Below are 24911 nucleotides of genomic sequence, written 5' to 3'. Positions count from 1 at the left end.
TCCAGAACAGACGGCTTCATCGCGTGTCTCCCATGCTGCTCCCGTCACCAACCGCGTCCCCGGGGCCGGTCCGGGAGAGGCGCCGCTCGTTCCAGCGGTACGTCAGGATCGCCACGGCCACGCAGCACCAGCCGAGCAGCCAGCCCCCGACCACGTCCGAGGGCCAGTGCACGCCCAGGTAGAGCCGGGTCCAGCCGACCCCGAGCACCGAGACGACCGCGGCGGTGGCGAGGGCGCCCCAGCCGCGCCGGTCCTCGCGCCAGTGGAGCGACAGGACCCACAGCAGCAGCCCGCAGGTCACCATGGCCGTCATCGCGTGCCCGGAAGGGAAGGCGGCGAAGCGCGCCGAGTCGACCGGGTCGGTCCACTGCGGCCGGTCCCGTCCCACCAGCGTCTTGAGGCCCTGCTGGAGTCCGACCGCGAGCAGGCTCGTGGCGCCGACCCAGACGGCGAGGCGCCGCTCGTGGCCCCACCACAGCAGCACCACGGCCGCGGCGGCCAGCGCGCGCATCGTCCAGGGGTCCCACACCCAGTCGCTGAGCACGCGGTGCACCCGGGTGAGCCCGGGGTGGGCCACCGCGTCCCGGTGCAGGGCCTCGACCACCGCACGGTCGAAGGAGAGCAGGGGGTCCCAGCCGACGGCGACGAGGGCGAGCAGCAGGAGGGCCAGGACTCCGGAGACCACGGCGGAGGAGCGCATGCGTCGATCCTGCCCGATGGCCGGCTCCCCGCCGTCCTCCGCCCCCGCGCGCGCCGTCGCGCCCGCCCGGACCGGCGGGCCCGCCGTCACCCCTGGCGCAGCGCGCTGAGCGCGGGGACGAAGGCCACGAGCACCGGGACCACCGGCACGAGGGAGGCCGCCGCCGTGAGCCGCAGCCGGCGGCCGGCGGTGAGCCGGGGGGCCGCGGTCAGCAGCCGGTTCACCCGGCGCGGCAGGTCGCCGTACGGTGCCTGGCCGGGGCCGAACACGCCCCGTTCCTCGTTGAGTTCGACCAGGGCCAGGGCGATCGTGAGCCGCCCGAACCGGCGTGAGGCGACATCGTCGGCGGCCAGCTCCACCAGCCGGTGCATCTCCTCGCGGAAGGCCGCGAAGACCGGGATCCCCGGGAATCCGGCGGCCAGCGCCGCCGAGGAGTGCAGCAGCCAGTCGTGCCGGGCGCGCGCGTGTCCCTGCTCGTGCGCCAGGACCGCGTCCAGCTGGCGCCCCTTCAGGCGCCGCAGCGCCGCGGTCGTGATGACCAGCTGGGGCGTGCTCCCCGCGAGCCACCAGGCGTTCGGCCGCTCGCCCTCCAGGACCACGAGGCGCTCGCCGCCCTGCTGCTCGCCGGGGAGCAGGGGCGCGCGGACGAGGAGTTCGCAGCGGCGCTGCCTGCGGCGGGAGCGGGCCTGGCTGAACTCCCGGCCGAGCATGGCCCCGGTCCAGACCCCGCCGGCGGCCAGCGCCACCGCGAGCACGGCGGACCAGGGGCCGGTCGTGCCCAGCTGGTACGCGTCGATGACCGCGCGCGGCGCGGGGGCGAAGATCTGGCCCCGCACGGCCTGCCAGGCGGTCGACGCGCTGAACGTCATGGAGAGCGCGAAGCTCAGCAGCACGGCGCCGACCACGCACTGCCACACCCAGAGGGCCACCACGGGTTCTCGCTCGACCCAGTCCGCCCGGGAGAGCAGCCGGGGGGCCGCGAGGGCGGTCAGGAGGCCGAGCAGGAACAGCGCGAGGGAGACCCACATGCGGCCAGCCTATGAGCGCCGTACTGGTCGGGGGTATGCCCCGGCGCGGCAAGTGACGTACGCCACGGTTTGGTTGGGCCCCGTCGGCTCCTTCGCGGGGTGGCGGGGCGCCGGGTGGGGCTCAGAGCGCCACCAGCATGGCCAGGGTCGCGAGCGCCATCGACAGCCGGCAGGCGAGGGCCAGCTCGGGCCGGGCCGCCCAGGCGGGCCGCGGGCCGGCGTCGCGGGCCGCCGGGACTCCGACCGGCGGGACGCCCGCGCCCGCCGCGCCCGGCGCGGGCACCCCGCCGGGCACGAGCCGCGCGCCCGTGTGCAGCACGTAGACCGTGAAGTAGAGGAGGAGCGCGCCCGTGAGGACGGGGGTGCCGCCCACCCCGCCCGCCGTGTGCCCCGCGTGCGCCCCCGCGCCCGGCGCCGCCATGGACACGGCCATGTAGACCATGGCGAGCGAGCCGACGACGTGGTGCAGATGGTGGCCGCCGCGCCGGACCGCGGCGAGGCCGTGCAGCGCGGCGCCGCCGAACACCGCCGCGTACACCGCCCAGCTCCACTCCGGAGGCGGGAGCGCCGCGGACGGCAGCGCCATCGACGCCATCCCGAAGCCCATCAGCGTCTCGCCGGCCGCCGCCCGCCGCTCCTCCCCGGAGCAGGCGCGCATCCGCAGCAGGCAGGAGAGGCCCGTCACCGCGCAGAGCGCGACCATCAGCCAGCCGGGCAGGGCCGGTCCGTGCACGGCACACCACCCCCTCGACGCCGTCCCCTCCCCGGAGGATGCCCGCGGCCGGTCGGGCGCACCCGGGCGCACGGGCGCGCACAGGCGTACGAGGGGGAGCGAAAGGGCGGGCGTTAGGCTCGGGACGATCGCGTACGGCGATCGTCAGCACCGAGGGGAGCCCCGTTCACATGGACACCGCCACGTCGCAGGAGACCGGCAGGATCAGCTACCGCGAGGCGGTCCTGGACGATGTCCCCGCCCTCGTCCCGCTCGTCGAGTCGGCCTACCGCGGCGACGCCAGCCGGGGCGGCTGGACCACCGAGGCGGACATCCTCCAGGGGCAGCGCACCGACCCCGAGGGCGTGGCGGCCGTGATCACCGCGCCCGACAGCCGGCTCCTGGTCGTCGAGCGCGACGGCGGGATCGTCGCCTGCTGCCAGCTGGAGCACCGCGGCGAGGCCGCCTACTTCGGGATGTTCGCGGTCCGCCCGGAGCTCCAGGGCGCGGGTCTCGGCAAGCAGATCATCGCGGAGGCCGAACGCCGGGTCCGCGAGCTGTGGGGCGCCCGCGAGATGCACATGACGGTGATCTCCGTGCGCGAGGAGCTGATCGCCTGGTACGAGCGCCGCGGCTACCGGCGCACGGGGCGGATGACCCCCTTCCCGTACGGCGACGAGCGCTTCGGCCTGCCCCAGCGCGACGACCTGGAGTTCGAGCTCCTGGTGAAGCCGCTGGGCTGACGAAGGCGACGGAAGAGTGGCTTCCCCCCTGATTGACAGGAAAAACTTCTGTGATCAGGGGGGTCGCACAGGATAATTTCCCTTGCCCCCTCTTGTGGCTGAGAACCGTCCACGGTTACGGTGTCTTAACGCGAGGTTCTCCTGTGGAGGAAGAGGCATGACGGAAATTCTTGTGCAGGACGTGACTGGTGGGGCGATATCCACCGCCGCCCGGGTGATCGACCACCCCGCCTGGCCCGAGCTCAAGAATGCCGTGGAGGAGTTCCGTACCTGGCAGAGCGCGGACGGCTCCATCGACTTCGAGCGCGAGGGCGCGCCCGCCAGGGCCCTGGCCGAGCTGACCCTGGACCGGGTCGCCGCCGCCGTCGAGCAGCTCTCCCCGCTCGTCCCGCACGACGACGCCTACCACCGCGCCCTCGTTGCCGACCTGCGCCAGTGGGCCGCGAGCGGCTTCGCCGTCCCGGACTTCCTGGACTCGCTGCTCGCCTTCCAGCCGGCCGCCGACCGCGTGGACGGGCTCCAGCACCTGGTGCTCTTCCCGATGTACACGCAGAACGGCAACCCCGACCGCAACCTCGAAGCCGTCGTGCTGCGCATGGTCTGGCCGGAGTGGCTCGCCGAGCTGGAGCGCACCCGCTACGACAACCCGCTGTTCTGCGGGATCACCTTCGAGGACTTCACCGCCGGGTACGACACCAACTCGGCCGTCCTCTTCCCGGAGACCATCGCCGTCCGCGAGGCCCCCGAGCGCTTCACCTGGGGCGGGATCTTCTGCGACCGCGAGGCCGCCCGCTTCCGCAAGGTCACCGAGGCCGCCGTCGACACCCTCGGCATCGAGCTGCCCACCGACATCGCCGCGATGATCGACGACCAGGAGCGCTGCGAGAAGGCCTTCGTGCTCTGGGACATGGTCCACGACCGCACCCACAGCCACGGCGACCTGCCCTTCGACCCCTTCATGATCAAGCAGCGCCAGCCGTTCTGGATGTACGGCCTGGAGGAGCTCCGCTGCGACCTCACCGCCTTCAAGGAGGCCGTGAAGCTGGAGGCCGAGGGCAACACCCACGGCCGTGACGTGCAGTACGCGGTGCTCTTCGACCGGATGTTCCGCTTCCCGCTCTCCGGCGACCGCAACCGCAACTACGACGGTCTGGGCGGCCAGCTCCTCTTCGCGTACCTCCACAAGAACGACGTGGTGCGCTGGACGGACAACACCCTCAAGATCGACTGGCAGCGTGCCCCCGAGGTCACCAACCAGCTCTGCGCCGACATCGAGAAGCTCTACCGCGACGGCATCGACCGTCCCAAGCTCGTCCACTGGTTCAAGGCGTACGAGCTCGTCTCCACCTACCTGGCCCCGCACCCGGGCTCGAAGTGGGCCAAGGGCCCCGACGCCCTCGACCTCTCCCTCCCGCCCCGCAAGCTCGTCGACGACGTGCTTCCGGACGAGTTTCCCCTCAGCATGTTCTTCGAGGCCCTCGCCAAGAAGCTGAAGGGCGTGATCGCCGACACGAAGGGGATCACCGCCGCCGGAGTCTCCCGGACCGAGCAGGCCGAGCGGGCCGCCGCGTGAGCGCTCGTACCGACGACACGGAGGAGTCGCCCATGACCGCCAACGGAAACGGCGGGCCGCTCGACGGCGCCGTCATCGCGGTGGCCGGTGCGGCCGGCCCGGCCGGCCGCGCGACCCTGATGCGCCTGGCCGAGGCCGGTGCGACCGTGGTCGGCGCCGACGCCGACCCGGCGCGCCTCGCGGAGGCGGTCGACGCCGCGGGCGAAGCCCACGGCGGCGCCGCCAAGGTCGTCGGCGACACCGTCGACCTGCTCGACCTCGACGCCACCCGCGACTGGGCCGCGAAGACCGAGAAGGAGTTCGGCCGCATCGACGGCCTGGTCCACCTGGTCGGCGGCTGGCGCGGCAGCTCCTCCTTCACGGAGACGGACATCGCGGACTGGGACTTCCTGGAGAAACTCCTCATCCGCACCGTCCAGCACACCTCGCTCGCCTTCCACGACGGTCTGCTGCGGGCCGGCGGCCGAGGCCGGTACGCCCTGGTGAGCCAGGTCGGCGCGCACAAGCCGCTCGCCGGCAACGCCGCGTACAACGCGGGCAAGGCGGCCGCCGAGGCCTGGACGCTCGCGATGGCCGACTCGTTCCGCAAGCTGGGGGGCGACGACGGCCCGCAGGCCGCGGCTGCGATCCTGGTGATCAAGGCATTGGTGCACGACGCCATGCGCGCCGAACGCCCCAACGCGAAGTTCGCGGGCTTCACCGACGTGAAGGACCTGGCCGACGAGATCGCCGGGCTCTGGGACAAGCCCGCCCAGGAAGTGAATGGACAGCGTCTGTGGCTGACCCCCAAGCCGTGACCGCGGCCCTCGGCCCCAGGACCGACGCGCGTCGTCACCACGACCCGTCGGTCCGGGGCTTCGCCAGCGACAACTACGCCGGCGCCCACCCCGAGGTCCTCGCGGCCCTCGCCCTCGCCAACGACGGCCACCAGGTCGCCTACGGCGAGGACCAGTACACCGAGCACCTGCAGCGGGTCATGCACGGCCACTTCGGCCCCACCGCAGAGGCCTTCCCCGTCTTCAACGGCACCGGCGCGAACGTGACCGCCCTCCAGGCGCTCACCGACCGCTGGGGCGCCGTCGTCTGCGCCGAGTCCGCACACATCAACGTGGACGAGGGTGGCGCGCCGGAGCGCATGGGCGGCCTCAAGCTGCTCACCGTGCCCACCCCGGACGGCAAGCTCACCCCCGAGCTCATCGACCGGCAGGCCTGGGGCTGGGAGGACGAGCACCGGGCGATGCCGCAGGTCGTCTCGATCACCCAGAACACCGAGCTGGGCACCGTCTACACGGTGGACGAGATCCGCGCGATCGTCGAGCACTCCCACGCCAAGGGCATGAAGGTGCACCTCGACGGGGCCCGGATAGCCAACGCCGCCGCCTCGCTCGACGTGCCCATGCGCGCCTTCACCAACGCGGTGGGCGTCGACGTCATCTCGTACGGCGGAACGAAGAACGGCATGCTCTTCGGCGAGGCGGTCGTGGTCCTGAACCCCGACGCGGTGAGCCACATGAAGCACCTGCGCAAGCTGTCCATGCAGCTCGCCTCGAAGATGCGCTTCGTGTCGGTGCAGCTGGAGGCCCTCCTCGCGAAGGACCTGTGGCTGCGCAACGCCCGGCACGCCAACGCCATGGCGCAGCGGCTCGCGGCCGGGGTGCGGGAGGTCGACGGGGTGGAGATCCTCTACCCCGTGCAGGCCAACGCGGTCTTCGCCCGCCTGCCGCACGAGGTCACCCGCCGCCTCCAGGAGCGGTTCCGCTTCTACTTCTGGGACGAGGCGGCCGGCGACGTGCGCTGGATGTGCGCCTTCGACACCACCGAGGACGACGTGGACTCCTTCCTCCAGGCGCTGAAGGAGGAGCTGGCCCGCTAGGATCTGCATGAGTATGCGGCCGGATGGAAAGTCATTGACTTCCGTCCGGCCGTCTCCGTACGCTCCCCTCGTATGGAGCGCAGCGAACTCGTCCAGCAGAACCCCGACATCACCGCCTATCTGGCCGCCGGCGAGGCCGTCGACCACGAGCATCCGGCGGTCCGGGCCGTCGCCCGGCGGCTCGCCGAACGCCACCCCGACGCACACGCGTACGCGGAGGCGGCCTACCGGTATGTGCGCGACACGGTCCCGCACTCCGCCGACGCCGACGACCCCCGGGTCACCTGGCGCGCCTCCGACGTCCTGGTGCTGCGCACCGGGATCTGCTACGCCAAGTCGATCGCGTACGCCGCCCTCCTGCGCGCCCACGGCATCCCGGCCGCCCTCTGCTACCAGCGGCTGGCCGAGGACGACGGCTCGCACCCCGTTCTGCACGGCCTCGTGGCCGTCCTGCTGCCGGGGGAGCGCCACTGGGCCCGCCAGGACGTGCGCGGGAACAGGCCCGGCCTGGACGCCCGGTTCTCCCTGGGTGAGGAGCGGCTGGCCTGGACCGTCCGCCCGGAGTGCAACGAAGTGGACTATCCGGTGCTTTACACTGAACCGCCCACGGTCGTGCTGGCTGCGCTGCGCGCCGCGCCGGACCGGCCGTCCCTCTGGCGGACGCTCCCCACCGAGCTCTGACCCCGGACACCAGCGAACGGCGGACCATGACTCCCACGCTCACCGTCTCCGACGAGGTGCGCACCCTCGTGCCCGGCTTCACGGCCCTCGTGGTCGAGGCACACGGCCTGGTCAACGGGCCCGGCGACGAGGTCTCCTCGGCCCTCCTCGACGACGCCGCGCGCCGGCTCGCCGTGCGGCTCGACGGCCGCACCCCGGACCAGGACCCGCACATCGCCGCCTGGCGCGCCGCGTACACCGCGTTCGGCGCCAAGCCCTCCCGCACCCGCAACTCCGCGGAGGCGCTCGCCCGGAGGGCGCTCGCCGACGGCAGACTGCCCCGCATCAACCGCCTCGTCGACGCCTACAACGCGGTGAGCGTCGCCCATCTCGTCCCGGTCGGCGGCGAGGACCTGGGCCGGATCAAGGGCGCCATGCGCCTGGTCCGCGCCGTCGGCGACGAACCCTTCGTCACCGTCGCGGGCGGCGCGGAGACGGTCGAGCACCCCGAGCCCGGGGAGATCGTCTGGTGCGACGACGAGGGCGTGACCTGCCGCCGGTGGAACTGGCGCCAGGGTCCCCGCACCCGCATCGACGACGACACCGTCGACGCCTTCTTCCTCCTGGAGGCGCTGCCTCCGATGACCCGGGACGAGCTCCTGGCGGCGGGCACCGAGCTGGCGGAGTCGCTGGAGCGGCTCAGCCCGGGAGCCCGGATCACCGTCCACGCGCCCCGGTGACGACGCGGCGGGCCGCCCCCGGCGCCGCACCGCCGTCGGCCCGGCACGTCCCTTCCGCCGGTCGCAAGGCGGCCGTGCGTCAGCCGGGACACCGGCCGGTCGGAGGCCCGGCGTGCGTCAGCCGGCGTCCTTGACCTCGGCCGGCGTCGGCGCCGTGCCCCCGAGGTGCGCGGGCACCCACCACGTGTCGTTCGCGTCCTTGGGGCGGACCGGGTAGGCCCGCTGCGCGGCTTCCAGGAGCTCCTGGACGCGCCCGCGCAGCCGCCGGGTGATGGCGCCCGCGTACTGGTCGGCGGGAGCCTCCATGGGCTCGCCGACGCGGATGGTCACCGGGATGTGGCTGCGCTTGAAGTTGCGCGGCCGGCCCTTGGTCCACACCCGCTGCGTGCCCCAGAGCGCCATCGGGACCAGCGGGACCCCGGCCTCCTGGGCGAGTCGCGCCGCACCCGTCTTGAAGGCCTTGAGCGTGAAGGACTGGGAGATGGTCGCCTCGGGGAACACGCCGATGATCTCGCCCGCCTTCAGCGACTCCAGGGCGTGCCGGTAGGCGTGCTCGCCCGCCGAGCGGTCCACCGGGATGTGCTTCATGCCGCGCATCAGCGGCCCCGAGACCTTGTGGCGGAAGACCGAGTCCTTCGCCATGAAGCGCACCAGGCGCTTCTGCGGGAGCGCGGCCAGGCCCGTGAAGATGAAGTCCAGATAGCTGATGTGATTGGAGACGAGCACCGCGCCGCCCGTGCGCGGGATGTGCTCCGAACCCTGCGTGTCGATCTTCAGGTCGAGCGCCTTGAACATCGTCAGAGCGGCGCCGATGACCGGCCGATACACGAGTTCTGCCATCGGAGAGGAACCCTTCTTCTGTGCCTGGGGAGGGTTCTCCCGGCGAAGTTACGCAGCCGTAGGTTTTCGGCTTTGGGCAGATCGTGCCCCATGAGGGCCGCCGAGACCAGCCCAGGCGGCTTCGTACAGGGAGATTCTCGTCACTCGCGGTGGCCATGGCGGGAATCGATCGCCCTCGTGCGACGCTGGACCAGGGGAGACGGCCGATGGAAGAGGGGGCAGGGGTGACCGACACACCCGGAACCGACACACCCGGAACCGACACGCTGGGACCCGAGGTGCTCGGGTCGCCGCTGGGGGAGCGCGCCACCCTCGTCCAGTTCTCCACCGCGTTCTGTCAGCCCTGCCGGGCCACCCGGCGCACGCTCGCCGAGGTCGCCGCGATGGTCCCGGGCGTCGGGCACGTGGAGATCGACGCCGAGGAAAGGCTCGATCTCGTGCGCGGACTCGGCATCGCCAGGACCCCCACCGTCCTCGTCCTGGACCGGCACGGCCGCGTCGTCCGCCGGGCCACCGGACAGCCGCGCCGGGCCGACGTCATCGCGGCCCTCGGGCGGGCGGTCTGACGCGGTGACACTTCTCCCATCATCCGGTACGCACTTGACTGCACGCGGCAACGATCGCCACTCTGACGGGGTGCCCCAAGAACTCCTTCTCTACGGCCGGACCCATGTGGACCTGGCCCGCAACGCGAGCGCGCGCTGTCCGGGCGTCTGACGACCCCCGGACCTCTCTCATGCCGCCCTCGCAGAAGGACAACTCCATGACGGTCACGCCCGATCTCCGACCCGCCGCCGCTCCCACCGTCGGCGCGCCCCGGCAGGCCTCGCCCGATCTGCTCCGCTCCGTCTTCCGCCGGCACGCCGCCGGCGTCGCGGTCGTCACCGCGCACGGGGAGCGCCCCGTCGGCTTCACCGCGACCTCGCTCAACTCCGTCGCCGCCGAACCCCCGCTGCTCTCCTTCGGGGTGGGCACGACCTCCTCCAGCTGGCCGGTGCTCGCCGAGGCCGAGCACATCGGCGTCCACATACTGGGCGAGCACCAGCAGGAGCTCGCGGCCACCTTCGCCCGCAGCGGGGCCGACCGCTTCGGCGCGGGGACGCGCTGGAGCGTGGGGCCCGAGGGCGTTCCGGTGCTCGACGGCGTCCTGGCCTGGCTCGTCTGCCGCGTGGTCGCGCGGGTGCCCGCCGGGGACCACCGGATCGTGATCGCCCAGGCGGTCGCGGGGGACCCGGACGGGGCCGGCCGCCCGCTGCTCTACCATCACGGTCGCTTCAACGCGCTGCGCGACTGAGAGTTCCCGCGCGCGCCGCTCTCCGCGCGTTGGGCAGATCACATCGCTGAGCGCTTGCTTACTGGTAACGGACTGGGTGTACTGGCGAGTAATATTCCGGTCGGGGCGTCCGGCGCCCCGACCGGAAACCCGCCCTTCAGGCGCCTATGCTGCGAGCAACAAGGCAGCCCCGTTATGACGATGCAGTAGGAGAGCCGGCGTGAGCTTGAGGATCGTTGTCTGTGTGAAGTACGTGCCCGACGCGACCGGAGACCGTAAGTTCGCGGACGACCTGACGGTCGACCGCGACGACGTCGACGGTCTGCTGTCGGAGCTCGACGAGTACGCTGTCGAGCAGGCACTGCAGATCGCCGAAGAGGCGGACGACGCCGAGGTCACCGTGCTGACGGTCGGCCCCGAGGACGCCAAGGACGCGCTGCGCAAGGCGCTCTCGATGGGCGCCGACAAGGCCGTCCACGTCGAGGACGACGACCTGCACGGCACCGACGTCATGGGCACCTCGCTGGTGCTCGCCAAGGCGATCGAGAAGACCGGCTACGACATCGTCATCGCCGGCATGGCCTCCACCGACGGCACCATGGGCGTCCTCCCGGCCATCCTCGCCGAGCGCCTGGGCGTCCCGCAGGTCACCCTGCTCTCCGAGGTCTCCGTCGCGGACGGCGTCGTGAAGGGCCGCCGTGACGGCGACACCGCCTCCGAGCAGCTGGAGGCCTCCCTCCCGGCGGTCGTCTCGGTGACCGACCAGTCGGGCGAGGCGCGCTACCCCTCCTTCAAGGGCATCATGGCCGCGAAGAAGAAGCCGGTGGAGTCCCTGGAGCTGGACGACCTGGACATCGACGCGGACGAGGTCGGCCTGGCCGGCGCCTGGACCGCGGTCGACTCCGCCGCCGAGCGTCCGGCGCGCACCGCCGGCACGATCGTCAAGGACGAGGGCGAGGGCGGCAAGCAGCTCGCCGAGTTCCTCGCGGGCCAGAAGTTCATCTAAGGCTCGCGCGAGCCCCTCAGACCGCCCCTTTCGTTCGCAGGAGATTGAAGTCCCATGGCTGAGATTCTCGTCTACGTCGACCACGTCGACGGAGCCGTCCGCAAGCCCACCCTGGAGCTGCTGACCCTCGCCCGCCGCATCGGCGAGCCGGTCGCCGTCGCGCTGGGCAACGGCGCCGCCGACACCGCGCCCGTCCTGGCCGAGCACGGTGCGGTGAAGGTCCTCACGGCCGACGCCCCCGAGTTCACCGACTACCTCGTCGTCCCCAAGGTCGACGCCCTCCAGGCCGCGCACGCGGCCGTCTCCCCGGCGGCGGTGCTCGTCCCGTCCTCCGCCGAGGGCAAGGAGATCGCCGCCCGCCTCGCGGTGCGCATCGGCTCCGGCATCATCACCGACGCCGTCGACCTGGAGGCCGGTGACGAGGGCCCGGTCGCGACGCAGTCCGCGTTCGCCGCCTCCTTCACCACCAAGTCGCGCGTTTCCAAGGGCACGCCGGTCATCACGGTCAAGCCGAACTCGGCTCCCGTCGAGGCCGCCCCGGCCGCCGGCGCCGTCGAGGCCCTCGCGGTCTCCTTCGGCGAGCTGGCCACTGGCACCAAGGTGACCGCGCGCACCCCGCGCGAGTCCACCGGCCGCCCGGAGCTGACCGAGGCCGCGATCGTGGTCTCCGGCGGCCGCGGCGTCAACGGCGCCGAGAACTTCGGCGTCATCGAGGCCCTCGCCGACTCGCTCGGTGCCGCCGTCGGCGCCTCGCGCGCCGCCGTGGACGCCGGCTGGTACCCGCACGCCAACCAGGTCGGCCAGACCGGCAAGTCGGTCTCGCCGCAGCTGTACATCGCCTCCGGCATCTCCGGCGCGATCCAGCACCGCGCGGGCATGCAGACCTCGAAGACGATCGTCGCGATCAACAAGGACGCCGAGGCGCCGATCTTCGACCTCGTCGACTACGGCGTCGTGGGCGACCTCTTCGACGTCGTCCCGCAGCTGACCGCTGAGGTCGAGTCCCGCAAGGGCTGATCTGGCTCCGCAGGGCTGACCTGCGCTTCTGTACGGCCCGGGGGCCGCGTGGTGAGGATCGCCGCGCGGCCCCCGGTCGTTTCGGACAACCATTGACTCAGGTCCCGAGGGGCTACTAACTTCACCATACGGATTGTTGATTCCGTGAAGCGGAAAGATGGAGGATCTGGGATGGGTCAGCAGGAGAAGGTGTCGACGAGCCTCGCGGGCGCGGTCAGCGAGGGCATCAGCGCCTCCCTCGCGGCGGTGGACGCCGAGCTGGACCGGCGCTACCCGGGAGACCCCGGCACCCGCCAGCCCGTTCACACGGTCTACGTCCCCGGAAACCTCTTCGACGCCGGCACCGTCCGCTCCTGGGGCGACCAGGCCCTCGCCGCGCTCGACGAGCACGCCCCCGACGCGGCCTCCTTCGCGGCCGTCCTCGGCCTCTCCGACGCCCTCGCCGAGGACGTCCACGCCCGCGTACGGGCCAAGCTGGAGCGCGAGCCGATCGAGGACCTCCGCGTCGACTTCGAGGACGGCTACGCGGGCGCCGACGAGGACCAGGACGCCGCCCGCGCCGCCCGGCTCATCTCCGAGGCCTACCGGAACGGCACGGCCGCCCCGTACATGGGCATCCGGATGAAGTGCATGGAATCGGCCGTCCGCGACCGGGGCATCCGCACCACCGACGTCTTCCTCACCGGCCTCCTGGAGAACGGCGGCCTGCCCGACGGTCTCGTCCTCACCCTCCCGAAGGTCACCTACCCCGAGCAGGTCTCCGCCTTCGTCCGCCTCCTGGAGGAGTTCGAGAAGGCCCACGGCCTGGACGCCGGACGCCTCGGTTTCGAGATCCAGATCGAGACCAGCCAGTCCATCCTCGCGACCGACGGCACCGCCGCCGTCGCCCGCATGATCGGCGCCGCCGAGGGCCGCGCCACCGGTCTGCACTACGGCACCTTCGACTACAGCGCCTGCCTCGGCGTCTCCGCCGCCTACCAGGCCAGCGACCACCCGGCCGCCGACCACGCCAAGGCGATCATGCAGGTCGCCGCCGCGGGCACCGGCGTACGCGTCTCCGACGGCTCCACCAACGTCCTCCCGGTCGGCTCCACCGAGCACGTCCACGAGGCCTGGCGCCTGCACTACGGCCTCACCCGCCGCGCCCTCGCCCGCGCCTACTACCAGGGCTGGGACATGCACCCGGGGCACATCCCCACCCGCTACGCCGCCGTCTTCGCCTTCTACCGCGAGGGGTTCGAGGCCGCCGCCAAGCGCCTCTCCGCGTACGCCAACCACGCCGGCGGCGACGTCATGGACGAGCCGGCGACGGCCAAGGCGCTCAGCTCCTACCTGCTGCGCGGCATCGACTGCGGCGCCCTCGACACCGCCGAGGTAAACGCCCTCACCGGCATGGACCGGGCCGCCCTCGACCGCTTCGCGGCCCCGCGACGCGGTGACCTGACGGCCTCCGCCGAGTAGTCGCCGCCCCGTCGGGGCCCGCCGCGCCGGCGGCCCCGACGGACCCCGCTCAGCGGGCCGTCGGCGGGATCTCGCCCGAGCCGCGGGCCACCAGCGTCGTGCCGAGCACCACCCGCTCCGGTGCGTCCTCGACCCCGTCCAGGCGCCGGAAGAGGCGCTCCGCCGCCGTCCGGCCGAGGGCCGCCGCGTCCTGGGCGATCACGGTGATGCCGAGCAGGTCGGCCAGCTCCATGTCGTCGAAGCCGACCAGTGCCACCGGCCGCGGATGCCCCGCGAGGGTGCGGACCACCGTCACCATCACCCGGTTGTTGCCCGCGAACAGCGCCGTCACCGGCTCCGCGGCCGCCAGCATGCCCCGTACGGCCGCCGCCACCCGCTCCGGCTCCGTGGAGCCCGGCGAGACCCAGGCCTCGTCGACCGGCAGCCCCGCGTCCTCCATCGCCGAGCGGTAGCCGCGCAGCCGCTCGGACGCGGTGTGGATGCGGGGCCGGTCGCCGATGAAGCCGATCCGGCGGTGGCCGTGCGCGATCAGGTGTGCCACCCCGTCGCGCGCCCCGCCGAAGCTGTCGGACAGCACGGCGTCGACGTCGAGCCGCCCCGCGGGGCGGTCGACGAAGACGGTGGCCACGCCCGCCCTGATCTCGGGCTCCAGGTACCGGTGGTCGTCGCCCGCGGGAATGACGATCAGCCCGTCGACCCGCCGCGCGCAGAGGGCGAGCGCCAGCTCCTGCTCCCGGTCGGGGTCCTCGGCGCTCGAACCGTTGATGAGCAGTGCCCCGTGCGCCCGGGCGACCTCCTCGACCGCCCGGCTGAGCGGCCCGTAGAACGGGTCGGCGAGATCCTCCAGGACCAGACCCACGGTCGCCGTCCTGCCCTTGCGCAGGACCCGCGCACTGTCGTTGCGGCGGAAGCCGAGGATCTCGATGGCCTCCTGGACCCGCCGCTCGGTGTCCGGGGTGACCCCGGCCTCGCCGTTCACCACCCGGGACACCGTCTTCAGACCGACGCCCGCGCGCGCGGCGACGTCCTTCATCGTGGGCCGGTTGCCGTAGCGGTGTTCGGTGCGGCGGGCGATGTCGGCCACGGTGCGCGGTTCCTCCGTCGATGGCGGGTCGTCCGGCCGGAGGGGAGTGGTGCGGCCGGTGGTACGGGGCGTCCGATCGACGCCCTGGCCGCATCATAGGGCCTGGACAACGTTGTCACAGGTGGGGAGAATGGACGGAACGGGACCCGAAGGACCCGGTTCCGCCTCCGCCGCCGACGGGAGACCCCTCGCCCATGCAGACCGATCCCGCCGCGGATCCCGCCGACGGCCTCGTCGTCGCCCTCGACATCGGGGGAACCAAGATCGCCGGCGCCCTGGTCGACGGAACCGGGCGCATCCGCGTCCGCGGCCGGCGGCCCACGCCCGCGCGTGAGGACGGCGAGACGGTGATGGGCGCGGTCGAGGAGGTGCTCGCCGAGCTCGCGGTCTCGCCCCTGTGGGAGTCCGCCGCGGCGGTCGGCATCGGCAGCGCCGGGCCGGTCGACGCGCACCGGGGGACCGTCAGCCCGGTCAACGTGCCCGGCTGGCGCGACTTCCCGCTCGTCGAGCGGGTCCACAAGGCGGCCGGGGGCCGCCCCGTCACCCTGGTCGGCGACGGCGTCGCCATGACGGCGGCCGAGCACTGGCTGGGCGCCGCCCGCGGTCACGACAACGCCCTCTGCCTGGTGGTCTCCACCGGGGTCGGCGGCGGCCTCGTGCTCGACGGCAGACTCCACCCGGGCCCCACCGGAAACGCCGGCCACATCGGCCACATAGCGGTGGACCTGGACGGCGAGCTCTGCGCCTGCGGCGGACGCGGCTGCGTCGAACGCATCGCCGGCGGCCCGCACATCGCCCGCCGCGCCCTGGAGAACGGCTGGCGCCCCGGCCCCGACGGCGACGCCTCGGCGGCCGCCGTGGCCGCGGCCGCGCACGCGGGCGACCCGGTCGCGCGGGCCTCGTTCGAGCGGGCGGCCCAGGCCCTGGCGGCGGGCATCGCCGCGACGGCGACCCTCGTCGAGATCGACATCGCGGTCGTCGGCGGCGGAGTGGCGGGCGCCGGCGAGGTGCTCTTCGCGCCGTTGCGCCGGTTCCTCGCCGCGTACGCCACCCTCGACTTCGTCCGGGACCTGACCGTGGTCCCGGCCCTCACGGGCACCGACGCGGGCCTCCTGGGCGCCGCCGCGGCGGCCTCCTGACCCGGCTCGGGCGCCGGGGGGCTCGACCGGCCGCCCCGGACCCGGCCGCCGGGCCCCACCGCCGCCGCTCGGGCCCGGCCGGACGGCCCGGGTCACTCCTCGCGTACGCGCTCCGGCGTCCGCTGCTCGACGATCACCAGGAAGGTGTCGGACTCCAGGTCCATGACGACCCGGGCCGGCACCCCCTCGTCCCGCCGCGCCCCGGCGAACTCCTCCGCCGGCCAACTGCCCCGCGGGCCGCCGGCCGGAAAGCGCTCCAGAACCCTACGGCTCATGCTCCGCACCCCCTCGTGCTCGACGTTCTCAACGACACCCGCGCGGAAGTGTCACGCACATGCCCACGGGGACGCATATGCCAGGACATGCGTTCGTGGTTTTCGTGGCAGGGTGTTGGGGGCAATCCACAGGGGGCCGTCGAAGAGGGGGAAACGTGATCGTCTGGGTCAACGGTGCGTTCGGCGCGGGGAAGTCCAGCACCGCGCGCGAACTGGTCGATCTGATCCCGAACAGCACGCTGTACGACCCCGAGGTCACCGGCGGGGGCCTGCGCGGCCTCCTCCCGGCCAAGCGGCTCGCCGAGGTCGGGGACTACCAGGACCTGCCGATCTGGCGCCGACTGGTGGTCGACACGGCCGCCGCCCTGCTCGCCGAGGTCGGCGGCGTCCTGGTCGTCCCCATGACCCTGCTGCGCCAGGAGTACCGGGACGAGATCTTCGGCGGGCTGGCCGCCCGCCGCATCGACGTCCGCCATGTGCTGCTCGCCCCGGAGGAAACGATCCTGCGGCAACGGATCGACGGCCGGTCCGAGTACGGCGACCCCGACGTCGACGCCCGGGTCCGCGCGTGGTGCCACGGCCACCTCCAGCCGTACCGGGACGCGCTCGACTGGCTCACCGAGGACGCGTACACCGTCGACACCTCGGCCCTCACAGCGGCCGAGGCCGCCCGGTCCGTCGCCGACGCCGTCCTGGCCGGACGCGCCGCCCCCTGCGGCATCGTCCAGACCCCGGAACCCACCGGCCAGACCGTCGCCGCCGGAGTCCTGCTCTTCGACGACCGGGACCGCTTCCTCCTGGTCGACCCCACGTACAAGCCCGGCTGGGAGTTCCCGGGCGGCGTCGTCGAGACCGGCGAACCCCCGGCCCGCGCCGGGATGCGCGAGGTCGCCGAGGAGATAGGCCACGAACTCGACACCGTGCCCCGCCTCCTGCTGGTCGACTGGGAGCGCCCCCAGCCCCCGGGACACGGCGGGCTCCGGCTCCTCTTCGACGGCGGCACCCTCGGCCCCGCCGACACCGAACGCCTCCGGCTGCCCGGCGCCGAACTCCGCGACTGGCGCTTCGTCACCGAGGAGGAGGCGGCCGACCTCCTGCCCCCCGTCCGCTACCGCCGCCTGCGCTGGGCCCTGCGCGCCCGGGAGCGCGGCACCGTGCTCAACCTGGAGGCCGGGAACCCGGTGGGCTGACGGCCGGCCCGCCGGGTTCCCGCCGGGGGCGGTCAGGCCGCTGCCGTCGCTGCCGCAGCGGTGAGCCGCGCCGCCGTGTCCGAGGTCACCGGCGCACCGTGGCCGCAGCACAGCACCGAGGGCTCCAGCTTCGCCAGCAGCCGCATCGACGCGGCGGCCGCCGCGCGGTCGACGTGGAACACACCGAACATGACGTCCGGCACCGACGCCACCGTGTCCCCGGCGAACAGCACCCCGTGGCGCGGCAGGTGGACGGCGAGGGAGCCGGCGGTGTGGCCCGGCACGTGCACCACCACCGCGCCGTCCCCGAAGTCGAGCACCTCGCCGTCCCGGACCTCCCGGTCCACCCGGGTCGGCGGGGCCTCCGGGACGGTCAGCCCGTGCGCGAAGAGCGGCACCTCCCAGTCCAGGAGGTGCGGCTCCGGCACCGGCGCCTCGCCCCGGATCACCGGCGCGTCGAGGCCGTGTGCGAGGATCTCCGCCCCGTGCCGGTCCGCCAGCTCCTGGGCCGCGCCCACGTGGTCCCGGTGGCAGTGGGTCAGCACGATACGGCGCAGCCGGTCGGGGTCCAGGCCGGCGGACCGTATCGCCGCCGCCGTCTCGTCGGCGGTGCCGGCCCAGCCGGCGTCGATCAGGGTCAGCTCACCGTCGTCCTGCCAGAGGTAGGACTGGCCGACGGAGTGGTCGAGGAGGAGCAGTCGCGGGGTGATCCTGGTCGGTTCGATGGATGCCATACGGCGAACCTACGCATCCGCGCAGGTCCGCCGTGCTCCTCTACGCTCTCCGCGAGCTTCGCCGAACGCTGAACGGCGTCGGGCGTCAGTTCTGCTTCGAGCGCGCGTAGTTGACCAGGAAGTGGGCCTCGGCGACCGAGAGCCGCTCCAGCTCCTCCGGCGACACGGACTCGTTGGGCGCGTGGATCTGCGCCTCCGGCTCGCTCAGACCGATGAGCAGGATCTCCGACTCCGGGTACAGCGAGGCCAGCGTGTTGCACAGCGGGATCGAGCCGCCCATGCCCGCCGTCTGCATCTCCTGGCCGGGGTACGCGACCCGCATCGCCTCGGCCATCGAGGCGTACGCGGGGCTCGACGTGTCCGCCTGGAACGGCTGGCCCTGGCCGACCTGTTCGAGGGAGACCCGGGCGTTCCACGGGGTGTGCTTCTCGATGTGCGCGAAGAGCAGCTTCGTCACCTCGGCCGAGTCCAGGCCCGGCGGCACGCGCAGGCTGATCTGGGCGCGGGCCGACGACGGGATCGACGGGGTCGCCCCGGCCACCGGGTGGCAGTCGATGCCGATGACGGTGACGGCGGGACGCGCCCAGATACGGTCGGCGACCGTCCCGGCGCCCGGCAGCGTCAGCCCGGCGAGGACCTTGGCGTCCTGGCGGAAGTCCTCCTCCGGGTACTGCAGTCCCTCCCACACCTGGTCGCCCGGCAGCCCGTCGATGACGGTCGAGCCGTCCGGGCCGCGCAGCGAGTCCAGGACGCGGATCAGCGCGGCGAGCGCGTCGGGGGCCGCGCCGCCGAACTGACCGGAGTGCAGGTTGCCCTCCAGGGTGTCGATCCCCACCCGGATCATCGTCATGCCGCGCAGGGTCGCGGTCACGGTCGGCAGCCCGACCCGGAAGTTGCCCGCGTCGCCGATCACGATGGCGTCGGAGGCGAGCAGTTCGGGGTGCTGCTCCGCGTACCGCTCCAGGCCTCCGGTGCCCTGCTCCTCGGAACCCTCGACGATCACCTTCACCGTCACGGGGACGCCGCCGTTCGCCTTGAGGGCGCGCAGCGCGAGCAGGTGCAGGATGAAGCCGCCCTTGCAGTCGGCGGTGCCGCGGCCGTACCAGCGGCCGTCCCGCTCGGTCAGCTGGAACGGCGGCGTGAGCCAGGCGGACTCGTCCAGTTTCGGCTGCACGTCGTAGTGCGCGTACAGCAGGACGGTCGGCGCGCCGGCCGGGCCGGGCAGGACGCCGTAGACCGACTGCGAGCCGTCCGGGGTGTCCAGGAGCGCCACGTCCTGGAAGCCCTCCGCGCGCAGCGCGTCGGCGACCCAGTTCGCGGCGCCCTCGCACTCGCTGCGAGGTGCCACGGCCTCGTCCGCCACCGACTCGAAGGCCACCAGCTCCGTGAGCTCGGCCTTGGCCCGGGGCATCAGTGACCGGACGGTCTCGGCGATCGGATTCGAGGTCATGGGCACGCTCCTGGTGGGTGCGACGTTTACGACGTAGGGACGGTGTTCGGCGTAGGTCGTGGTACGGCGAACGCACCGCCGATCCTACGGCGCGGGCCTCTGGCTACCGCGCCGTAGGATGCGTCAGGAGCAGACCACCGGTCGGATCAGGAGCAGAAGGACATCGTGAGCAGCGAGCAAGCGGAGAACGCCGGTCCGGAGAACACCGCGCCCGGGGGTGCGGCTCCCGAGGGCCTCACGGACGCCGTGCCGGACGAGCCCGCGGGCGCCGCGGACTCCCCGGCGCCGGACGCCGGAGCCCCGGCCGAGGAGGCCCCGGACGTCGTGGCCGCCGTGACCTCCCCCGAGGACGCGGACGACGCGGACACCGAGGTCTGGGACGTCGTCGTGGTCGGCGCGGGACCCGGCGGCGCGTCCGCGGCCTACGCGGCCGCGGTGGCCGGCCGACGGGTGCTGCTCCTGGAGAAGTCCGAGCTGCCCCGGTACAAGACCTGCGGCGGCGGCATCATCGGCCCGTCCCGCGACTGCCTGCCGCCCGGCTTCGAACTGCCCCTCCAGGACCGGGTGCACGCCGTCACCTTCTCCCTGGACGGCCGCTTCGCCCGGACGCGCCGCTCGCGGAAGATGCTCTTCGGGCTCATCAACCGGCCGGAGTTCGACGCCCAGCTGGTCGAGCACGCGCAGAAGGCCGGCGCGGAGCTGCGGACCGGCGTCACGGTGACCCGGGTGGAGCAGCACGGCCCGGCGGTGCCGGACCGGCGGACGGTGGCCGTGGTCCTGGCGGACGGCGAGACCGTGCTGGCCCGCGCGGTCGTCGGCGCCGACGGCAGTGCCAGCCGCATAGGCGCGCACGTCGGGGTGAAGCTCGGTCAGGTCGACCTCGGCCTGGAGGCCGAGATCCCCGTCCCGCCGTCCGTGGCCGAGGACTGGAAGGGCCGTGTCCTCATCGACTGGGGTCCGATGCCCGGCAGTTACGGGTGGGTCTTCCCCAAGGGCGACACCCTGACGGTCGGCGTCATCTCGGCCCGCGGCGAGGGCGCCGCCACCAAGCGGTACATGGAGGACTTCGTCGCGCGGCTCGGCCTCTCCGGCTTCGAGCCGACGATCTCCTCGGGCCATCTGACGCGCTGCCGCACGGACGACTCGCCGCTCTCCCGCGGCCGGGTCCTGGTCTGCGGCGACGCGGCCGGGCTCCTGGAGCCGTGGACCCGCGAGGGCATCTCGTACGCGCTCCGCTCGGGCCGGCTGGCCGGCGAGTGGGCGGTGCGGGTCGCCGAGGCGAACGACGCGGTCGACGCCCGGCGCCAGGCGCTGAACTACGCCTTCGCCATCAAGGCCGGCCTCGGCGTCGAGATGGCCGTCGGGCGGCGGATGCTCGCCGTCTTCGAGCGCCGGCCGGGACTGCTGCACGCGACCCTGACCGGGCTGCGCCCCGCCTGGAACGCGTTCGCCGACATCACCCGCGGCTCGGCGACGCTCGGCGGGATGGTCCGTTCGAACGGCATGGCGCGGCGGGCCCTGGAGATGCTCGACAAGCGCATGGACACCTCGTCGGGCGTCGGCCCGGCGGGCCGGGGCGTCGGCAGGGCCGAGCGCCTGGCGCCCGGGGGCGAGGACGTCGTGGAGGCGCAGGACGGGGCCGGGGCCGGGCTGGCGGCGGACGCGGCCGATCCGGCCGCGGAGCCGGAGGCGACGGCCGACGTGACGCCGGGAGCCGCTGCGGAGGCGGACGCGGGCACCGGGCGGTCGGTCGAGGCCTCCGCGAAGCCCGAGGCCCCCGAGGCTCCGGGAGCGGTCTGAGGGTTCGGACCGCGGGCGCGCACGGGCGCCCCGCGTAGGCGCGCGCCGACGCGCGTCGAGTGAGTGAGGCCGACGGGCTCCGCCGCTCCGGCCGGCTTCACGCGGCGGGTGTGGCGGGGCCCGTCGGCGTGATGCGGAAGACCGGGTGCTTGGGGGCGACGGCACGCAGCTCCTCGTCGGAGGAGTCGGGGCCGACGCCGCCGAAGAAGACGCCGACCTCGGCCTTCCAGCGCTCGAGGTAGGCCCGCAGCAGGACCGGCTTGTCGTCGTCGGCGACCTCGACGGCGGTGAAGTCCTGCACGTGCTTGCCGAGGATCAGCTGCCCGCCGCCCGCGGCCCGCATGTTGTGGGTCCACTGGACGTGGCCGCGGGGGGCCACGAGGTAGCGCTCGCCGTCCACGGTCAGCAGGTTGACGGGGGTGCGGCGCCACTCGCCGCTCTTGCGGCCGCGGACGGCGAGCACCCGGGAGCCCCAGACGCTGATGCCGCGCCGGGTCGCCCAGGCGACCGCGGGGTTGAGGACGTTCACGGTGAACCAGCCGGGCTTCATGACGTGGGCGGCGGGGGTGGAGCCGGTGGGCCGTGCGGACATGGTTCCTCCTGCGGACGTCCGGTACCGGGGCGGTGCCGGGGTGGCGTGGGCGGTGCGGGGCCGGTGCGGGTCGGGTGGTGCCGGGCGAGGGCGGGGCGACGGCCTTGCCGCCGGCCTCGAAGCAATGTGTGAGCACTGCTCTCGCTCGGTTCGAGTGTGCAGGAAAGGCCGCTCACATTCAAGAGCAGTGCTCTCGTTTCGTATCGGCGATCCGAAAGTGGCACACTGCTCACCATGACGACCGTCCGAGGAGCCCGCGCCCGCGCCCGCATCGAGATCACCGCCGCCATCAAGGACGAGGCACGCACCCAGCTGGCCGCCGAGGGCGCCGCCAAGCTGTCCCTGCGGGCCGTCGCCCGGGAGCTGGGCATGGTCTCCTCCGCCCTCTACCGCTACTTCCCCAGCCGCGACGACCTCCTCACCGCCCTGATCGTCGACGCGTACGACGCGATCGGCGCCGCCGCGGAGGAGGCCGCCACCGGCGCCGCCGGAAAGCGCCCCCTCGACCGGTGGACCGCCGTCTGCCGGGCCGTCCGCGCCTGGGCTGTGGCCCACCCCCACGAGTACGCCCTGATCTACGGCTCCCCGGTCCCCGGCTACCGCGCGCCCCAGGACACGATCGTCCCCGCCGCCCGTGTCGGTCTCGTCCTCATCGAGACGGCGCGGAGCGCGCACACGGGGGAGGGGGTCGCCCCGCCCGTGCTCCCGGAAGGGCTCCGCCCCGAGGCCGCCCGCCTCGCCGCCGACGTCGCCCCGGACCTCCCCCCGGCCCTCGCCGTCGCGCTCGTGGCCGCCTGGTCCCAGCTCTTCGGGCTGGTCTCCTTCGAGGTGTTCGGACACTTCCACAACGTCGTCGAGGACCGCGAGACCTTCTTCGCGACGGCCGCCCGCCGCCTCGGCCAAGACGTGGGGCTGCTCCCACGGGGCTGACACCGGGCGACGGACACCCCGCGCGGTCCGGCCGCCGTCTACTCCGCCGGGAGTACGGGTGACCACCCCGTCGGGCCGACGTCCGCACGGGTGCCGCGCGGTTAGCGTGGCGGACATGGATCAGGAGCGGAGGCGGGAGCCGGGGAACGGGCACGCCGGCCCGACGACGCGCGCGCCCGGCGGGCGGCGGACGCGTGAACGCCGGTCGAGCCCGGCCCGGGCCGCCGGTCGCGCGACGGGCCGATGGCAGCGCGGAGCCAGCGACGGTGGCCTGCCCTGGCGGTCCACGGTCCTGATCGCCGTGGTCGTGATGGCGGGGACGGGGTTCGCCGCCGCCGGCCAACCGGACCGGGAGGCCCTCGACGCCCTCGGGCGCGCCCTGCTGCTCCTCGGCGCGGCGCCCCTCCTCCTCCGGCACCGGCGGCCGGTGGCGGTGGTGTTCGGCGTCGCGGCCGTCACCCTCGGCTACCTCCTGGCCGGTTACCCGTACGGGCCGGTGTTCGCCCTGGTCGCCGTCGCCTGCTTCGCGGCCGTCGTGCACGGGCACCGGACCGCCGCGGCCTGGGCCCTCGGCCTGCTGTGGGCCGGGCATCTGCTGCTCGCGCACTGGCTGTACCGCTGGCTGCCCCCGGCAGGGGACGGCCGGGACCCCTGGGGGCAGGAGCTGCCCGCGGCCGCGTTCGCCGTCGCCGTGCTCGCGGCCTCCGAGACGGTCCGCGTGCGCCGCGAGCAACGGGCGCAGCTGCGGGCCGACCGCGCCGCCGCCGAGCGGCGCCGCGCCGACGAGGAGCGGCTCCGCATCGCCAGGGAACTCCACGATGTGCTCGCCCACTCGATCTCCGTGATCAACGTGCAGGCCGGGGTCGGCCTCGCCCTCCTGGACTCCGACCCCGAGCAGGCCCGCACCGCGCTGACCACCATCAAGGCGGCCAGCAAGGAGGCCCTCGGCGAGGTGCGGCAGGTCCTCGACACCCTCCGTACCCGCGGTGACGCGCCCCGCGCCCCGGCCCCCGGGCTCGGGCGGCTCCCCGAACTCGTCGAGCAGGCCGCGGCCGCGGGCCTCACCGTGACGGTCGCGACGGCCGGCCCGCGTGCCGAACTGCCGGCCGGCGCCGATCTCGCCGCCTTCCGCGTCGTCCAGGAGGCGCTCACCAACGTCGTCCGCCACTCCGGTTCGCGCACGGCCCGGGTGCGCCTCGGCTACGGGTCCCGGCAGCTCGACCTGACGGTCGACGACGACGGCCCCGCCACCGGCACCGAGGCGGGCGGCAGCGGAAACGGCCTCGCCGGCATGCGGGAGCGGGCCGCGGGCCTCGGTGGCACCATCGAGGCGGGTGCCCGCCCGGACGGCGGCTTCCGCGTCCACGCCGTCCTCCCGTTCCGCCGCGAAGACCCCCCGCCACCCCAGGAGACCCCGTGATCCGAGTACTGCTCGCCGACGACCAGTCGCTGGTCCGGGCGGGGTTCCGCGCGCTGCTCGACGCGCAGCCGGACATCGGGGTGGCGGGGGAGGCCGCCGACGGCGACGAGGCCGTGGAGCGGGTGCGCGCCCTGCGCCCCGACGTCGTCCTCATGGACATCCGGATGCCGGGCGTCGACGGTCTCGCGGCGACCCGGCGGATCACGGACGAACCGGACCTCGCCGGGGTCCGGGTCGTCATGCTGACCACCTTCGAGCTCGACGAGTACGTCTTCGAGGCGATCCGCGCGGGTGCCTCCGGCTTTCTGGTCAAGGACACCGAGCCGGAGGAACTGCTGCGGGCCGTGCGGGCGGTCGTCCACGGGGACGCGCTGCTCTCCCCGGGCGTCACCCGCCGCCTCATCGAGGAGTTCGCGGCCCGCTCGAAGGCCCCGGGGGCGACGGCGGCCCTCGGGGCCCTGACCGAGCGGGAGCGGGAGGTCATGGCGCTGGTGGGCATCGGCCTGTCGAACGAGGAGATCGCCCGTCGACTGGTCGTCAGCCCCCTCACCGCCAAGACGCACGTGAGCCGCGCCATGGTGAAGCTGGGCGCCCGCGACCGCGCGCAACTCGTGGTCCTGGCCTACGAGTCCGGCCTCGTCCGCCCCGGCTGGCTGGGCTGACCGCCTCCG

General features: G+C 73.9%; 26 protein-coding genes. 17 read left to right on the top strand and 9 right to left on the bottom strand.

The annotated features are described in order from the left end of the window. Positions 1 to 16: 16 nt before the first annotated feature. From ACF09E_RS03480 to ACF09E_RS03470, 3 genes are all read right to left on the bottom strand, one after another. A complete protein-coding gene (locus ACF09E_RS03480; RefSeq protein WP_392203631.1) occupies positions 17 to 700 on the bottom strand; it encodes a phosphatase PAP2 family protein in 684 nt (227 codons plus the stop codon). Between the two features lie 86 nt (positions 701 to 786). Continuing rightward, entirely contained in the window at positions 787 to 1728 is a 942-nt protein-coding gene (locus tag ACF09E_RS03475) for a M56 family metallopeptidase (RefSeq protein WP_392203630.1), read from the bottom strand. A gap of 121 nt (positions 1729 to 1849) precedes the next feature. Beyond that, positions 1850 to 2461: a DUF5134 domain-containing protein gene (locus tag ACF09E_RS03470; protein ID WP_392203629.1), complete on the bottom strand. Its 612-nt coding sequence runs from the start codon at positions 2459 to 2461 to the stop codon at positions 1850 to 1852. A gap of 170 nt (positions 2462 to 2631) precedes the next feature. Here ACF09E_RS03470 and ACF09E_RS03465 point away from each other — a divergent pair, with 170 nt between their 5' ends. The 6 genes from ACF09E_RS03465 to ACF09E_RS03440 all read left to right on the top strand — a co-directional run bounded on the left by ACF09E_RS03465 (position 2632) and on the right by ACF09E_RS03440 (position 8029). Further along, positions 2632 to 3183 carry a GNAT family N-acetyltransferase gene (locus ACF09E_RS03465; RefSeq protein ID WP_361863203.1) on the top strand — a complete coding sequence of 184 codons (552 nt, stop codon included), beginning with the start codon at positions 2632 to 2634 and terminating at the stop codon, positions 3181 to 3183. Positions 3184 to 3340: 157 nt separating this feature from the next. After that, positions 3341 to 4756 carry a DUF6421 family protein gene (locus ACF09E_RS03460; protein ID WP_392203628.1) on the top strand — a complete coding sequence of 472 codons (1416 nt, stop codon included), beginning with the start codon at positions 3341 to 3343 and terminating at the stop codon, positions 4754 to 4756. 32 nt (positions 4757 to 4788) lie between these two features. Then, positions 4789 to 5553 (top strand): SDR family NAD(P)-dependent oxidoreductase, encoded by a 765-nt coding sequence (locus ACF09E_RS03455; RefSeq protein WP_388796456.1) that lies wholly within the window; start codon positions 4789 to 4791, stop codon positions 5551 to 5553. Then, complete coding sequence (locus ACF09E_RS03450; protein ID WP_361860209.1) at positions 5550 to 6629, top strand: low specificity L-threonine aldolase; 1080 nt, start codon at positions 5550 to 5552, stop codon at positions 6627 to 6629. Before ACF09E_RS03455 ends, ACF09E_RS03450 begins: the two co-directional genes overlap by 4 nt. A 72-nt stretch (positions 6630 to 6701) precedes the next feature. Continuing rightward, positions 6702 to 7310 (top strand): transglutaminase family protein, encoded by a 609-nt coding sequence (locus ACF09E_RS03445; RefSeq protein WP_392203627.1) that lies wholly within the window; start codon positions 6702 to 6704, stop codon positions 7308 to 7310. A gap of 26 nt (positions 7311 to 7336) precedes the next feature. Beyond that, complete coding sequence (locus tag ACF09E_RS03440; RefSeq protein WP_392203626.1) at positions 7337 to 8029, top strand: B3/4 domain-containing protein; 693 nt, start codon at positions 7337 to 7339, stop codon at positions 8027 to 8029. Positions 8030 to 8146: 117 nt separating this feature from the next. Here the strand turns inward: ACF09E_RS03440 and ACF09E_RS03435 are convergent, their stop codons facing one another. Next, complete coding sequence (locus ACF09E_RS03435) at positions 8147 to 8869, bottom strand: lysophospholipid acyltransferase family protein (RefSeq protein WP_392203625.1); 723 nt, start codon at positions 8867 to 8869, stop codon at positions 8147 to 8149. A gap of 206 nt (positions 8870 to 9075) precedes the next feature. On the opposite strand from ACF09E_RS03435, the gene ACF09E_RS03430 reads away from it, so the two are divergent. The 5 genes from ACF09E_RS03430 to ACF09E_RS03410 all read left to right on the top strand — a co-directional run bounded on the left by ACF09E_RS03430 (position 9076) and on the right by ACF09E_RS03410 (position 13626). Next, entirely contained in the window at positions 9076 to 9435 is a 360-nt protein-coding gene (locus ACF09E_RS03430; RefSeq protein ID WP_392203624.1) for a TlpA family protein disulfide reductase, read from the top strand. 197 nt (positions 9436 to 9632) lie between these two features. Beyond that, positions 9633 to 10163 carry a flavin reductase family protein gene (locus ACF09E_RS03425; RefSeq protein WP_392203623.1) on the top strand — a complete coding sequence of 177 codons (531 nt, stop codon included), beginning with the start codon at positions 9633 to 9635 and terminating at the stop codon, positions 10161 to 10163. A 199-nt stretch (positions 10164 to 10362) separates the two neighbouring features. Then, entirely contained in the window at positions 10363 to 11148 is a 786-nt protein-coding gene (locus ACF09E_RS03420; RefSeq protein WP_392203622.1) for an electron transfer flavoprotein subunit beta/FixA family protein, read from the top strand. 54 nt (positions 11149 to 11202) lie between these two features. Next, positions 11203 to 12165 carry an electron transfer flavoprotein subunit alpha/FixB family protein gene (locus tag ACF09E_RS03415; protein ID WP_392203621.1) on the top strand — a complete coding sequence of 321 codons (963 nt, stop codon included), beginning with the start codon at positions 11203 to 11205 and terminating at the stop codon, positions 12163 to 12165. Positions 12166 to 12336: 171 nt separating this feature from the next. Beyond that, positions 12337 to 13626, top strand: a complete 1290-nt coding sequence (locus ACF09E_RS03410) for a DUF6986 family protein (protein ID WP_392203620.1) — start codon at positions 12337 to 12339, stop codon at positions 13624 to 13626. Positions 13627 to 13675: 49 nt separating this feature from the next. Here ACF09E_RS03410 and ACF09E_RS03405 read toward each other — a convergent pair whose 3' ends face one another. Then, positions 13676 to 14710, bottom strand: coding sequence for a LacI family DNA-binding transcriptional regulator (locus tag ACF09E_RS03405; protein WP_392203619.1), 1035 nt, complete (start codon positions 14708 to 14710; stop codon positions 13676 to 13678). A 194-nt stretch (positions 14711 to 14904) separates the two neighbouring features. On the opposite strand from ACF09E_RS03405, the gene ACF09E_RS03400 reads away from it, so the two are divergent. Then, positions 14905 to 15849 carry an ROK family protein gene (locus ACF09E_RS03400; protein ID WP_392203618.1) on the top strand — a complete coding sequence of 315 codons (945 nt, stop codon included), beginning with the start codon at positions 14905 to 14907 and terminating at the stop codon, positions 15847 to 15849. A 92-nt stretch (positions 15850 to 15941) separates the two neighbouring features. Here ACF09E_RS03400 and ACF09E_RS03395 read toward each other — a convergent pair whose 3' ends face one another. Further along, on the bottom strand, positions 15942 to 16124 hold the full coding sequence (locus ACF09E_RS03395) for a hypothetical protein (protein WP_148001444.1): 183 nt from the start codon (positions 16122 to 16124) through the stop codon (positions 15942 to 15944). Between the two features lie 155 nt (positions 16125 to 16279). Between ACF09E_RS03395 and ACF09E_RS03390 the strand changes: the two genes are divergently transcribed. Further along, the gene (locus tag ACF09E_RS03390; protein ID WP_392203617.1) at positions 16280 to 17314 is read left to right on the top strand and encodes an NUDIX domain-containing protein; all 1035 of its coding nucleotides are present in this window, start codon (positions 16280 to 16282) and stop codon (positions 17312 to 17314) included. Positions 17315 to 17346: 32 nt separating this feature from the next. On the opposite strand, the gene ACF09E_RS03385 is transcribed toward ACF09E_RS03390, so the two are convergent. After that, positions 17347 to 18048, bottom strand: a complete 702-nt coding sequence (locus ACF09E_RS03385; protein ID WP_392203616.1) for an MBL fold metallo-hydrolase — start codon at positions 18046 to 18048, stop codon at positions 17347 to 17349. 85 nt (positions 18049 to 18133) lie between these two features. Then, on the bottom strand, positions 18134 to 19498 hold the full coding sequence (locus ACF09E_RS03380) for a dipeptidase (RefSeq protein ID WP_392203615.1): 1365 nt from the start codon (positions 19496 to 19498) through the stop codon (positions 18134 to 18136). A gap of 333 nt (positions 19499 to 19831) precedes the next feature. Between ACF09E_RS03380 and ACF09E_RS03375 the strand changes: the two genes are divergently transcribed. Then, positions 19832 to 21298 (top strand): geranylgeranyl reductase family protein, encoded by a 1467-nt coding sequence (locus ACF09E_RS03375; protein ID WP_392203863.1) that lies wholly within the window; start codon positions 19832 to 19834, stop codon positions 21296 to 21298. A 97-nt stretch (positions 21299 to 21395) separates the two neighbouring features. Here ACF09E_RS03375 and ACF09E_RS03370 read toward each other — a convergent pair whose 3' ends face one another. Continuing rightward, the gene (locus ACF09E_RS03370; RefSeq protein WP_392203614.1) at positions 21396 to 21890 is read right to left on the bottom strand and encodes a nitroreductase family deazaflavin-dependent oxidoreductase; all 495 of its coding nucleotides are present in this window, start codon (positions 21888 to 21890) and stop codon (positions 21396 to 21398) included. Positions 21891 to 22124: 234 nt separating this feature from the next. On the opposite strand from ACF09E_RS03370, the gene ACF09E_RS03365 reads away from it, so the two are divergent. The 3 genes from ACF09E_RS03365 to ACF09E_RS03355 all read left to right on the top strand — a co-directional run bounded on the left by ACF09E_RS03365 (position 22125) and on the right by ACF09E_RS03355 (position 24902). Then, positions 22125 to 22820 carry a TetR/AcrR family transcriptional regulator gene (locus ACF09E_RS03365; protein ID WP_392203613.1) on the top strand — a complete coding sequence of 232 codons (696 nt, stop codon included), beginning with the start codon at positions 22125 to 22127 and terminating at the stop codon, positions 22818 to 22820. Between the two features lie 115 nt (positions 22821 to 22935). Further along, positions 22936 to 24240, top strand: a complete 1305-nt coding sequence (locus ACF09E_RS03360; protein WP_392203612.1) for a sensor histidine kinase — start codon at positions 22936 to 22938, stop codon at positions 24238 to 24240. Then, a complete protein-coding gene (locus ACF09E_RS03355; protein WP_392203611.1) occupies positions 24237 to 24902 on the top strand; it encodes a response regulator in 666 nt (221 codons plus the stop codon). Before ACF09E_RS03360 ends, ACF09E_RS03355 begins: the two co-directional genes overlap by 4 nt. The last annotated feature ends 9 nt before the right edge of the window (positions 24903 to 24911 follow it).

Origin of the sequence: Streptomyces sp. NPDC014891 (assembly GCF_043081085.1) — a bacterium.
Lineage (GTDB): Bacteria > Actinomycetota > Actinomycetes > Streptomycetales > Streptomycetaceae > Streptomyces.
The sequence above is the reverse complement of the archived record's forward strand: the minus strand, read 5'-3'. Positions and strand labels throughout refer to the sequence as shown.